The organism is Streptomyces sp. AHU1 (assembly GCF_045343905.1).
In the GTDB taxonomy this organism is placed as follows: domain Bacteria; phylum Actinomycetota; class Actinomycetes; order Streptomycetales; family Streptomycetaceae; genus Streptomyces; species Streptomyces triticiradicis.
The window spans coordinates 512,613-525,126 of the sequence record NZ_CP174283.1; the positions used below are offsets into that span (position 1 = coordinate 512,613).

The window sequence follows — 12,514 nt, forward strand, 5'->3', positions numbered from 1 at the left end:
TGGCCGACGAAGACATGGTCGCCCGTGTCACTCGCGCCACTTCGCCCTCTTCAGACACGGCGAAGTGAGCGACATTGTCGTCGCCTTTCACAACTCCCGTCAATTCTGCACGGGTTGAGCACGACCGCCGCCTCGACGGGCGGCTTCTCCTCGTGGACCGACAGGGCGGTGCCCCTGCCCTCGTCGATGACGCCGGCCTGCCCGCCGACGGTGGTCTCCCCTCCCCCAGCACTGTCGGCCGGAGGAGGGAGGCCGGTGCGGCACGGTGTCGCGGTCCGTGCCGCACGGACGGTCAGCGGCCGGCGGGCGCCATCTCGCCACGGGGTGCGCGGTCGGATCCGGTGCGCAGGATCCCGGCGGCCGCGGCGGTGACCGCGCACAGCAGGGTCAGCAGGACGAAGGCTCGGTCGAGGGCGACGAGGTGCGTCAGCCAGCCGATGACGGCGGGGCCGGCGAGCATGCCGACATAGCCGAGCCCGGCGACGCGGGAGACGTTGGCGCCCGCGGCCGCGGGGTCGGCGTGACCGGCCGCGCTGAACAGTTGCGGGACGGTGCCGGACAGACCCAGGCCGAACAGCGCCCAGCCGGTGAACGCGGCCCACATCCACGGGCCGAGGGCCACGAACGTGATGCCGACGGCGGCCGTCACCGCCCCGTGGCGCAGGATCGCCATGGAGCCGAACCGGGCGGCGAGGCGGTCGGCGAGCAGCCGGCCGGTGGTCATGGCCGCGGCGAAGGTGCCGTAGGCGAAGGCGGCGGTGCCGGCGGGTGCGCCGAGGACGTCCTTCATGTGCAGGGCACTCCAGTCGTTGGCGGCGCCCTCGCACAGCATGACCATCAGCGCCAGGACGGCGAGCAGCCAGATGCGTCTCCCGGCACCACCGGACGTGACGGCCGGTGCCGTCCCGGTCTCCCCCGGGGAATCGGAGCCGGTGCTCTCGGCGGTGGGGGCGGTCGGCAACAGGGCACCGACCGCCGCCAGGGCGACGACGACGCCCGCGGCACCCATGGCCGCCATGCTCGCGACCGGGGTCAGCCCGGCGCTCGCGGCCCCGGCCGCGACGAGCGCGGCGAGGACACCGCCGACGGAGAACGTGGCGTGGAAGCCCGACATGACGGGCCGTCCGTAAGCCTTCTCCACGTGCACGGCGTGGGCGTTCATGCCCACGTCCAGGCAGCCGTTGCAGAACCCGAAGACCAGCAGCGCCCCCGCCAGCGTCCACGGGTCCCGGGCGAGAGCGGGCAGGATCAGGGCCGCACCGCACAGCACGCCGCCGGCGGGAACCACGACGCGGGCGCCGAAGCGGTCGGTCAGGGGGCCGGCCACCTGCATCCCCGCGAAGGCCCCGAGCCCGAGCAGGACCAGCAGGCCGCCCAGCGTCGCGTGGCTGACGCCCACGCGCTCCTCCACGGCGGGGATGTGCACCACCCAGGCGCCCATCAGGGTGCCGCACAGCACGAAGTAGACATAGGTCGCCACGCGGGCGGCTCGAAGCGATCGTTCCATGCCACTCACCGTAACGAACAAAATTAATGTTTAAAAGACTGAATATCGAACGCGTTGCATGTTCATTGTGTGGTGGTGTTCAATCCCGGTATGAGCAACGCAGACCGGCACGGGCTGATCGCGAAGGCCGTCAGGGACTCCGGCGCCGCCACGGTCCAGGAGCTCGCGGAGCTGACCGGCGCCTCGGAGATGACCATCCGGCGCGACCTCGACACCCTCGCCTCCCAGGGCGTCCTCGAACGCGTCCGGGGCGGGGCCCGCACCCTGCTGCTCAGGGGCGAGGAGCCTCCGTTCGCGCTGCGCACCAACGAGTCGGTCGACGCCAAGCGCCGGATCGCCGCCGAGGTCTGCGCGATGATCGCCGACGGCGAGAGCGTCCTGCTGGACAGCGGCACCACCTGCCTGGAGGTCGCCCGCCTGCTGCGTGAGCGCCCCGTCACCGTGATGCCACTGTCCCTGCAGGCCATCCACCTGCTCGGCGAGACACCCGGTCCGGCCACCCTGGTGGTGCCCGGCGGACAGCCCCGCGCCGCGGAGGGGGCCCTCGGCGGCCCCCTCACCCTCGCCTCCCTGGCGGCCCTGCGCTTCGACACCGCCGTCATCGGCTGCTGCGGGCTGAGCGCGGCCGACGGCCTGACCGCCTACGACCTCGACGACGCCGCGGTGAAGAGGGCGGGGATCACCTCGTCACGCCGCGTCCTCCTGGCCACGGACGGCAGCAAACTCGGCCACACCGCCTTCGCCCACGTCGGCCCCTCCACGCTCCTGCACACCCTCGTCACCGACACCACCGCGCCCCCCGACGAGGTGACCGCGCTCGAGAACGCCGGCACCGTCGTCAAGACCGTCTGACCATCCCGCCGCGCGGGCCCCCGCCCGTACGCAGCGGATTCTCGAGCGACAGGGCGGCCGGATTCCTGGAACATGGCGGCCGGTGATGAACGGGACGACGCCATACGGGTGGGACGACGATGACGGGAATGTCGCTGGAAGCGCTGGACGCCGTGGTGTGGGACGGACTCGAGACGGGGGATCCGGGCGAACCGGTCAAGAGCGTGCCGCGGGCCCTGCGCCGGCTCGCCCGCGCGGGTGCGCGGGCGACGGAGAAGGAGTGCTGGCCCCTGTACTGCCTCGTGACGGGAGAGGGGGGTGAGACGCCGTCCGCGGCGGCGGTCGCCCTGCCGTTCGTCATCGCGCTCGCCGCCGATCCGGCCATGGGCGCGCGGGTCCCCCTCGTCGAGTTGCTGGCGGACATGCGGGCACCGGCCCTGGAGGACGAGGACTGGACGGGAGCGCGGGCTCTGCTCGCGGACCCCGAGCCGGCCGTGCGGCAGGCGGCGATTCCCCTGGCGGACGGGATCGCGGGGCTGCTGGAGCGATGGCGGGCGGAGACGGACCCGGCGGTGCGGATCCCGCTCCTGCACGCACTCGGCGAGGCCGCGGCGCGGGAGACCGGGGCAGGCCCGACCGAGGGCGCCGCCGACGTACGGGCGGTGCTGGCGGAGCTGCTCGCCGGGGACGATCCGCTGCTGTGGATCGCGGCCGTTCACGCCTCGGCGGAACTCGACCGGGACCTCCCGGTCCGGGAGACGGCCCGGCTGATCGACGTGCTCTCCGACCCCGCGCTGCGACCACGGTTCGAGGAGGTCTGGTACACCCCGGCGGTCGACAGTCCCTGGACCCGCGAGGAGGTGGTCCGGTCGACGGCGTGGACGCTCGAGCACGATCCCGATGCCGAACTCCGCTTCACCCTGCGGCTGTTCGAGACGGCGGACCGCACCGGGGACACCGCGCTGTGCCGGGAGGCACTGGACCTGGCATGGCAGCTCCTCACCCGACGGCGTTCGGTGGAAGCGGCCTTGCCGGCGCCGGCCGGCGCTCTGCTGACCAGTCCGGACAGCGCCGTACGACTGCGGGCCGTACACATGCTCGCGGTACTGGGCCCGGCGGCGGCCCCCTACGCGGACCGGCTCGCCGAACTGGTCGACGACGAGGAGGGCGACGAGTGCCTCGACGGAAGGATCTGCGAGATCGCCCGTTGGGCGCTGGCCCGGATCGGTGACCCGCGCGCCCTGCCGGGCCTGGTCGAGCAGCTCCGCGCGCAGAAGGAGGAACAGGGCCGCTCGTACATCGTCGGCGATCCGAGACGGCCGGACGTCAAGGACGTGCTGATCCCGCTGTCGGCGCACGCGGACGTGCTGCTGCCCGAGATGCGCGAGGTGCTCCGGCAGGGCGGGACCCGAGGTGGTGCGACCCGCGCGTTCCTCGAGGTGCTGGAGGCATGGGGCGAGGTCGCGTTGCCGGCCCTGCCCGATCTCCTGCCGCTGCTCGCCGACACCCGGACCTCGTTCGACGCGATGCGCGTACTGCGAGCCCTGGGGCCGGCCGCGGCGTCGGCCGAACCGGCCCTGCGCGCCTGCCGGGTGCTGCACGATCCCGGCAACCACTCGTTCGTGGACTGGACCGCCGCGTGCATCGGCGAGGACCGTGCCGCGGCACTGCGGCTCGTCGGCGACGCGGTCATGACGATGCAGGGGCCCGGACACGGACCGATCGACGTCCTGGCCCGCTTCGGCCTCGACGCCGCCCCCTACGCGGACCGGGTCCGGTCCGTCATGGAGAACGGTGCGCACTGGACACGTCTCACCGCCGCGATCACGCTCTGGTCGATCACGGGCCGGGCCGAACCGAGCCTGCGGGTCCTGGAGGAGTTCATCGTGCCGATCGCCGACGGCGGCGACGACTTCGGCTTCTTCCGTGACGCGCTCCGCGCCCTCGTCCGGCTGGGCGGGGTCAGTCCGGCGATCCGGGCCGCGCTGCTGACCGTCCGGCGGTCGGACCGCCGTCTGAGCGCGGAAGGGGGCTACCCGATGATCCTCCAGGACCAGGAACTGCGCGCGCTGATCGAGCAGGCCCTCGCGGACCTGGAACGCGCCTGACCGAGCGCACCGGGCCGCGCGTCAGGTGGGAATGCGTACCGTCTCCACCCAGCCCGGGGGCTGCGGTGCGGTGGAGCCGATCAGGGCCGCGATGACGCGGCAGGACAGGTTCTCGGCGGGCCAGGGGGTGAGCCCGTCGGTGAGGACCACGACGATGTTCGGGCGCTCCGGCGCCGCGAGCGCCGCCTCGATGCCGACGCGCATGTCCGTGCCGCCACCGCCTCCCAGGGTGATCTGCTCGGTGGCCGTCACCCGGGACACGGCGTGGACGTCGGCGTCGCAGGCGAGCACGGTCACGCGGTTGCCCCGGATGCCCACCTCGCGCAGGACGCCCGTCACCTCCCCGAGGGCCGCGGCCAGTTCGGCGTCGCCCATGGAGCCGGAGGTGTCGATGACGACGGCCACCCGCGGCAGCGGCCGGCGCAGGCTGGGCAGGACGACGCCGCGCAGCGCGGGGGTGCGGCGCGAGGGGCGGCGGTAGGTGTAGTCGACGGCTCCGCCCGCCCATGCGGCGGCCTCCCGGACCGCGCCGGACAGCGCCTGCCGCCAGTCCACCGTGGGTTCCAGGACCTCCTCGGCCCAGCGCTGCCAGCCCCCGGGCAGGGTGCCACGGCCGCGCAGGTGGGCGCGCATCGCCTCGGCGGTCTGCCGCCGCAGGGCCTGCGCCTCGACGTCGCCGAGCCGTGCGGGGCCGCCGGAGTCGGAGAGTTCCCAGGGCGCGGGGTGGCCGTGGGCGCCCGATCCGCAGTCCGGTGTCCGCACGTGGGGCGGCAGCAGGTCGAGGTACGCCTCGAAGAACCCGCCTTCGGGGAGGCCGAAGAGACGGGGTTCCATGCGGCCTTCGGGCAGGCGCAGGCCGTCGGCGAGCAGATCGTCGTTGATCTCGCAGTCCTGGGCGACGTTGACGCGGTGCCAGTCGCGCTGGGCCGCGGCGGGCAGCCGGTCCGCGCGGCCGTGGTGGTCGCGCAGCAGGTGTGCCGCCTCGTGCACCCACACGCCCGCGAGCTCGGGCACCGGCGTCGCGTCGACGAAGGCGGGAGACACGTAGCAGCGCCAGTACCGGTCCACGCCCATCGTCGGCACGTCGGTGCTCGGGACGACGGTCAGGGAGTAGAGCGCGGCCGCCAGGTACGGCCGGTCGCTCGCCGCGCGGTAGCGGGCGGCGAGCAGTTTGGTCATGTCCAGGGCGGGGCGGGAACCGTCCGTCTTCCCCGCGGGCCTCACCGGCCCAGCGCCCCGGACATCTGGAGCAGGTCCAGGAACCCGTCGATGCCCGGCGGTACGGGCCAGTCGAGCTGCCGCATCGACGCGAGGTCGGTGGCGGCCCGGGCGGCCACGTCGGGTACGCCCGCGTCCACGGCCTTCGCCAGGACCGCCCAGCCCGCCTCCCAGCGGGGCCGGGTGAGGTCGCTCTGGATGGCGGCGACCACCGCGATGAGGAACGCCAGTTGCCGGTCCCCACGGTCGGGCAGCGCGAAGGCGTCCGGGTCGGCGAGGACACGGTCGGGGTCGGGGAGGTCGAGGTGTTCGAGGTAGGACAGCAGCTCCAGGCCCGCGCCGTCACCGAGGGCACCGGTGAGCGCGGCGGCCAGCGCCTCGCGGCCGACACCGGCCGCGTAGCCGGTGGCGAGCAGCCTGAGCGCCATCTCCCAGGTCCGGGGGGACGGCCAGGACCGGCCCCTGCTCTCGGCGTCGCCGGGAATGTGGTGGACCAGGCCGGGCCGGGCGGTGAGGAAGCCGGAGATCGCGCCGCGGGCACGGGCGACCGCGCCGGGCACCTTGGCGGCGCCGACGACGGGCACGGCCACCTCCGGCCACGTGCCGGCCATGCCGCGGGCGACGGTCCGGGAGTCGTGGGTCCATTCGAGGTGGACGAACCGGTTGGCGAGCGGCGGGCTGAGGTGCCAGCCGTCGGCCGCGCTGGAGGGCGGATTGGCGGCGGCGACGATCCGTACCGCCTCCGGCAGGACCAGACTGCCCACCCGTCGTTCGAGCACCACGCGCAGCAGGGCCGCCTGCACGGCGGGCGGCGCGGAGGAGAGTTCGTCGAAGAAGAGCAGCCCCTGTCCGGCCCGCGCGAGGCGGACCGCCCAGTCGGGCGGGGCCATCGGGACGCCGGTCGTGGCCGGGTCGTCACCGACGATGGGCAGTCCGGCGAAGTCGGAGGGTTCGTGCACGCTGGCGATGACCGTCTCCAGCGGCAGGCCGAGCCCGGCGGCGAGCTGCTCCAGGGCGGCCGACTTGCCGATGCCCGGTTCCCCCCACAGCAGGACGGGCTGATTGGCCGTCACGGCGAGCGCCAGCGCCTCCAGTTGCGGGTTCGCGGCGGGTTCGGTGCGGTGCGTGCGCAGCCTGCGGTTGAGGTCGTCCGCGGCCGCCAGCGGGCCGGCGGGCGCGGCGTTCGCGGTGGACGCCGCGGGCGCGGTGGACACGGTGCCGTCGGTGCTCAAGAGGGCTGCTCTTCCTAGTCGTCGAGCTCGTCGGGCTCGTCCTCGGCGTCGGACTCCTCGGCGTAGTACTCCGCTTGCTCGTCCATCCATTCGTCCCACCACTCGGCTCCGACGCCGGGGTGCTCCGCCTGGACGCGCTTCTGGAGGAAGGCCAGGTCGGGCCGCTTGTAGCGGCGGACGATCTGGGCGAGCGACAGTTCGGACTGGTCGACCACGTCGAGCCGTGCCCCGGCGGCGACGAGTGCCTCCACCAGCGCCTTCGAACCCAGGTCGTTGGCCGCGACGAACAGCGGTGTGCGATCCCGCTGGTCGCGGGCCTCGAGGTCCAGCCCCTCCGCCAGCAGTCGCGGCAGGATCGTCTCGTGGTCGAGGAGGTTCAGTACGTGCAGCAGGGTACGGCCATTGGCGTCCCGTACACGGGGGTCGACACCGGCGTCGAGGAGTTCCAGCACTCCGGGGGTGTCGCCGTGCTGGGCGCGCAGGAACAGTTCGTTGCGCTGCGCCCGCAGCGCCTTCGGCAGACGGCCGTTTCCGGACGTCAAGGTCTGCTGTACGGCGAAGCATCCGGCGACGGCACCGCCGAAGGCGCGCAGGGCGCGTTCGCGCTGCTGTTCCTCGTCGCTGTGCGGCATGCGCAGCAGGTCGCCGGGGCGGAAGGCCACCTCGTGCCATTCCCCGCGGCACCTGACCCGCACCGGTCCGGGAGGCGTCGGTCCCGGGGGGCCGGCCGGGCCCGCCGGGGCGGGGAGGGCGGGGAACAGCGCCTCGCGGACGAGGGGGTGCAGGTGTTCCGCCGCGACTCCCCCGACACGCATCAGGTCGAGGTCGGGAAGTCTGCGCCACAGGGCCTCGGCGAGTACGGGCTCGCCCTTGACCTCGTCCCGGTCGACGGCCCGTACCAGCAGTCCGCCCCTGTCCGCGGGCTCCAGCAGGATGTAGGTCCGCCAGTGCGCGGCGATGACGAAGCGGTCGCCGACGCCCTCGGCGACCTGCCGGCGGATCTCCGGCTCCAGACGGGTGTGGGCGAGCGCGCTCCCGCTCAGGAGCTCCTCCAGGCTCACCCTGTGCCAGCCCCGGTTCTGCGAGCGCGTCAGGTCCGCCTCGATACCGGCGGCGGCGAGGGCGGCCGGTGTCTCGCCCCTCTGGTGCAGCAGCGTGGCCCACTCGGCCCGCGCCACCGGGTCGCCCGTGCCGGGATCGGCCGTGGGCAGTTCGTCCGCACCGCGCGGGGTGCCGTCGGCGTGGAAGAACGGCGGCCGGTCCGTACCGCCGCCGCAGCGTTCGAGCAGCTCGGCGGTGTGCCGCGCGTCCCACAGGTACCGCGCGGACCGCCAGTCCTCCGTGTCCGGCCCGAAGACCCCCGCGGCCCGCTCGTCCTTGACCGTGCCGAACCGCAGGGCGACCCGCTGCGGTCCGGCGATCATCGCGGGCGTGGTGACGTGCAGGTAGCACGTGGTCAGACGGTCCTCGTCGGCCGTCTTCGGGCGGTAGCGCGCGAGGACGACCGTCCGGTCCGTGGCGAGCGTGGTCTGCCCGCCGAGCGAGCGCGGCAGGTGCCAGCGCAGCAGGTCGGGGACGAAGTGACGGAGGTCGTCCTCCAGGGCCGTGGCGACGTCGTCGCCGCAGCGGGCGGTGACCTCGGACAGGTCGAAGTCGACGTCGACGTTCGCCGCCGCGCAGGCCCCCCGCCAGTCACCGGCCAGCCGGGACGCGGTCGCGCGTTCGATCATCCAGCGGGGCACCGCGTACCGGCGGATCCGACGCCGGCTCGACACCTCGTCCGGGGGGAAGCAGCGGAGTTCGCCACGAGAGCTCAACGGTAGACACTCCCTATCGCGCGCAGGTCGGGGTGCGCCCTGCCGACGGGCCGCAGGCGCTGGGTGAAGGACCGCTTCACCTTGCGGGGCAGACCGGGCCCCAGACCGACGTATTCCAGGGGCGAGCCCTCGGGCACCGCGGCCAGCAGTGTCTTCGCGCCGCGGCCGGTCAGGCCGGTGTGGCACAGCTCCAGCCGGCGCAGCGGGCTGCCGGGCAGGGCGGCGGCCAGCGCGTGGACGCCTTCGTCGCCGGTGGTGTTGGCGGGTGCGCCGAGGCTGCGCGCCGACAGCGGCCGGCCCAGGTCGAGTGCCTCGATGCCGTCGAGGGAGTCGGCGAGGGCCCGGGCGCCGGCGGGGCCGATGCCGTTTCCGCCCAGGCCGAGGCGCACGGGGCGTCCGGGGTCGACGGCTCCGGCGAGGATCGCGGCGCCCTCGTCCCCGAGGTGGTTGGCGGGGAGGTACAGCTCGCGCACGCCCGCGTCACGGATCAACTCGGCCAGGAGCGGGGCCGCTTCGGCGGTCAGGCCGTTGCCGCCGAGGAAGAGGCGTTCCACCGGGGCGGGCCGGTCGACGAGGGTGTCGCGCAGGGCTCGCAGACCGTCGGTGGTCAGACCGGTGTTGACCAGGTCGAGGGTGCGCAGCGTGGTGTTGCGGCGGAGCGTCGCGGCGAGCGCGCGGGCGCCGTGGTCGCCCACCGGGTTGCGCTTGAGCCACAGGGCGTGGACCGTCGCATCCGTCGTCAGCGCGTCGGCGAGCGCGGTGACGCCCTCGCGGCCGATGCGGTTGCAGCCGAGGTAGAGCGTGCGCAGGCCGTGGTCCCCGGCGAGCGCGTCGGCGACCGTGCGGGCTCCTTCGTCACCGATGGCGTTGGTGCCGAGCAGGACGTGAGCGGCGTGCGGGGAGGCCGCGGCCACGGGCATCAGCCGGGCGGCGCCGCCCGCTCCGAGTCCCTGCTTGCACAGGTCGACGCGTCCGTCCGCGCGTACGGTGCCGAGCGGGAAGGTCTCGTCGGCCTCGACCGGCCGGGCGGACCGCAGCCGGGCCAGCAACGGCTCCAGAGCGGCGGGTTCGCTGATCGGGATGTCGGGGTGCTCGATCGCGGGGCAGCGTACGGGCGTCGGCTGCGTCATCACCACTCCACCGGTCCATCGCCGGTGCCCGGCGCGGCGAGGGCGGCATCGCCCTCCGCCCGCCCGGGGTGAACCGACGCCAATCGACATTCCTCCACGACAAAGGTGGCAAGACCGGTCGGATTCGAACCGACGTCCTCCAGCTCGATGCTTGGGCGCGACGACCTCTGCGCTACAGCCTTGCCGCGGTGGATCATAGCGGCTTCCGCCCCCGTGTTCGAACCCGGTTGGGCACATCCGGGATCGAACGGCCCGGCGGGGAGACCCGCGGGGCACTCCGGGCGGGTCCGCCGTTTTCCGTCCCGTCGGCGGGCGCCCGCCTCCGGGCCGGTCCGCACGGGAAGCCGGCCGCTCACCGGCCGTTCCGTTCCCCTCCGAGACCACCGGGCGCGAGGCGGTGCCCGTGGTGCCGGAGTCCCCGGGGACCGGGATCCGTGACGGCACGGGCCGCCGGCCTTCGGCGACGCCGAACCGACGGCGGGCGCACCGCCGTTCTCCCCGCCCGGTGGTACGGAACGCGGTCACGGCCCCGGTCCCGCCGCGCCGGTCTCCTCGACGCTCCGGCAGACGGCGCTACGCCTCGTACACCCGGGTCAGCAACGCCACCAGCTGTTCGCTCTCCGCCGCGCTGAGCGGTGCCAGGAGCACGGCGTTGGCCCGCTCCGCCGACTCCGCGCACCGCTCCAGGGTCCGCACGCCCTTCGGCGTCACCGTCACCGCGTTCTTGCGCCGGTCCCGTGGATCGGGTTCCCGGACCGCCAGTCCCGCCTCCTCCAGGTCGTTGAGCAGAAGGACCACGTCCTTGGCGTCGAATCCCAGCCGTCGCACCACATCCGCCTGGGCGAGCGGGCCGTACTCGGAAACCGTCGCGAGCACGGCGTGATGCGGCAGCTTCAGCCCTTCCCCGGCGATCGCGTCGGCGACCAGGCTCCGGCCTCGCGCCGCCACCCGGCCGGCCAGCCAACTCGGCAAGGACTGGATGTGCGTCAGGGCGGACGGGCGCCCGGCGGATGTCATGGGAGCAGGCTATCCCGAATTCATTGGACTTCCCAACGATCCCCTCCTAGGCTAGGAATCCGTTGGGAATCCCAACGTTTACGAGCCCTGCCGCACACCGGAGGTGTCCATGCGTCGTGTGCGCCACGAAGTCGGCGGAAGTCCCGAGGTCCTCATCACCGAGGAGGTGCCCGCCCCGGAGCCCGGCCCACGCGAACTGCTCATCCGCGCCGAGGCGATCGGCGTCACGCTGCCGACCGTACGAAAGGTGCGCGAGGGCACCGAGCCCGTCTCCCTCGGCGGCGAGGTGGCGGGCACCGTCACCGCCGTCGGCGACGAGGTCACCCGTTTCACGGTGGGCGACCGCGTCACAGGGCTCTGTTTCTCCCACGCCTACGCCGAACTGGCCCTCGTCCACGAGGCGATGGCCTCCACCGTTCCCGAACGGGCGACCGGTACCGAGACCGTCGCACTGGTCCGGAGCGGCCTGGTGGCACGCGGCGCCTACGAGGCCGGCCGGCCCGGCCCCGGCGACGCGGTCCTGGTCACCGCCGCGGCCAGCGCCGTCGGCACGCTGGCCCTGCAGTACGCGAAGGCGGGCGGGGCCTCCCGCGTGGTCGCGGCCGTCAGCAGCGCGGACAAGGCGGACTTCGTCCGTGCCCTCGGCGCCGACGAGGTGGTGCTGTACGGGGACGAGTCCTGGGGCGATCCGGTCGACATCGTCCTCGACGGTGTCGGCGGAGAACTGCTGGGCCCCGCCGTGCGCGCCCTGGCCCCCGGCGGCCGGCTGGTCGCCTTCAGCTCGGGCGGCGGCACGGTCGACGCCTACGAACTGCTCGTCCGGAGCGCCTCGGCCATCGGTTTCCAGATGGCGGCCGTCGCCCGGACCGAACCCGAGGTGTACGCGCGCTGGCTCGACGAGTTGTGGGAACTCCACCGCAACGGCACGCTGCGCCCCCGGACATCCGCCCGGATCCCGCTCGCGGAAGCACCACGCGCGCACGAGATCATCGAGTCCCGCCGCAATCTCGGCAAGGTCGTCCTGGTCCCCTGAGAGCGGAACGAGCGACTCGGGAGCAGCGGCGGCGGGAGGTCCGGCCCGACTCCGGAGCGGCATCGGTAGCCTGCGTCACCATGACGCGCACCTGGACCCTGCCGACACTGTTCGTACTCTGCGGCTCGGTCGTCGCGGCCGGGCCGGCCATCGGCGGGAGTCCCGGCGAAGCCGCGGCGATCCTGCTGGTGTTCTCCCTGCTCGCGGCCGTGAACTCCCCTCTGGTCTTCCCCAGGTCGATCGGCGCGCCGGAAGCACGCCGCCGCAGCGCGGCCGACGGCCGGCCGGTCGTCTACTGGCGGCCGGGCTGCGCGTACTGCCTGCGGCTGCGCTTCCGACTGGGCCGCAGCGCCCGCCAGTTGCACTGGGTGAACATCTGGCGCGACCCGGCCGGAGCGGTGGCGGTGAGGGAGGCCAACGGTGGCGACGAGACCGTACCGACCGTCGTCGTGGCGGGCCGTCCGCACACCAACCCCGACCCTGAATGGGTGCGCGGTCAACTCCCACCTTCCACATGACCGGACGCCCGACTGCCCACCGGAGTCGGGCACGTCACCCGGTCCCTGACTTCGCGACAGGTACCATCACGTGTCTTTGCCCCCCACATGTACCTCTGGAGTC

Annotated in this window: 10 protein-coding genes and 1 tRNA gene; 4 read left to right on the forward strand and 7 right to left on the reverse strand. The window is 73.9% G+C overall.

All coding sequences use genetic code 11. The features are described 5' to 3' along the window. Positions 1-292: 292 nt before the first annotated feature. Positions 293-1,507 (reverse strand): MFS transporter, encoded by a 1,215-nt coding sequence (locus tag ACICHK_RS02370; protein ID WP_406835383.1) that lies wholly within the window; start codon positions 1,505-1,507, stop codon positions 293-295. A 90-nt stretch (positions 1,508-1,597) separates the two neighbouring features. Between ACICHK_RS02370 and ACICHK_RS02375 the strand changes: the two genes are divergently transcribed. Together ACICHK_RS02375 and ACICHK_RS02380 are read left to right on the forward strand one after the other, a co-directional pair. Continuing rightward, entirely contained in the window at positions 1,598-2,359 is a 762-nt protein-coding gene (locus ACICHK_RS02375) for a DeoR/GlpR family DNA-binding transcription regulator (RefSeq protein ID WP_406835385.1), read from the forward strand. Positions 2,360-2,487: 128 nt separating this feature from the next. After that, complete coding sequence (locus tag ACICHK_RS02380) at positions 2,488-4,446, forward strand: hypothetical protein (protein WP_406835386.1); 1,959 nt, start codon at positions 2,488-2,490, stop codon at positions 4,444-4,446. A 21-nt stretch (positions 4,447-4,467) separates the two neighbouring features. On the opposite strand, the gene ACICHK_RS02385 is transcribed toward ACICHK_RS02380, so the two are convergent. From ACICHK_RS02385 to ACICHK_RS02410, 6 genes are all read right to left on the reverse strand, one after another. Further along, a complete protein-coding gene (locus ACICHK_RS02385; protein ID WP_406841144.1) occupies positions 4,468-5,625 on the reverse strand; it encodes a DUF2201 family putative metallopeptidase in 1,158 nt (385 codons plus the stop codon). A 41-nt stretch (positions 5,626-5,666) separates the two neighbouring features. Beyond that, positions 5,667-6,878 (reverse strand): AAA family ATPase, encoded by a 1,212-nt coding sequence (locus tag ACICHK_RS02390; RefSeq protein WP_406841145.1) that lies wholly within the window; start codon positions 6,876-6,878, stop codon positions 5,667-5,669. A 32-nt stretch (positions 6,879-6,910) separates the two neighbouring features. Beyond that, the gene (locus tag ACICHK_RS02395) at positions 6,911-8,713 is read right to left on the reverse strand and encodes an ankyrin repeat domain-containing protein (RefSeq protein ID WP_406835387.1); all 1,803 of its coding nucleotides are present in this window, start codon (positions 8,711-8,713) and stop codon (positions 6,911-6,913) included. After that, positions 8,710-9,843: a gala protein gene (locus tag ACICHK_RS02400; RefSeq protein ID WP_151467813.1), complete on the reverse strand. Its 1,134-nt coding sequence runs from the start codon at positions 9,841-9,843 to the stop codon at positions 8,710-8,712. The genes ACICHK_RS02395 and ACICHK_RS02400 overlap by 4 nt, the downstream gene beginning before the upstream one ends. 106 nt (positions 9,844-9,949) lie before the next feature. Further along, positions 9,950-10,025: transfer RNA gene (locus ACICHK_RS02405), tRNA-Arg, on the reverse strand. 391 nt (positions 10,026-10,416) lie between these two features. Next, entirely contained in the window at positions 10,417-10,860 is a 444-nt protein-coding gene (locus ACICHK_RS02410) for a MarR family winged helix-turn-helix transcriptional regulator (RefSeq protein ID WP_406835389.1), read from the reverse strand. A 109-nt stretch (positions 10,861-10,969) separates the two neighbouring features. On the opposite strand from ACICHK_RS02410, the gene ACICHK_RS02415 reads away from it, so the two are divergent. Both ACICHK_RS02415 and ACICHK_RS02420 read left to right on the forward strand, forming a co-directional pair. Next, a complete protein-coding gene (locus ACICHK_RS02415; protein ID WP_406835391.1) occupies positions 10,970-11,893 on the forward strand; it encodes a zinc-binding alcohol dehydrogenase family protein in 924 nt (307 codons plus the stop codon). A gap of 80 nt (positions 11,894-11,973) precedes the next feature. Beyond that, positions 11,974-12,411 (forward strand): glutaredoxin domain-containing protein, encoded by a 438-nt coding sequence (locus ACICHK_RS02420; protein ID WP_406835393.1) that lies wholly within the window; start codon positions 11,974-11,976, stop codon positions 12,409-12,411. Positions 12,412-12,514 lie beyond the last annotated feature (103 nt).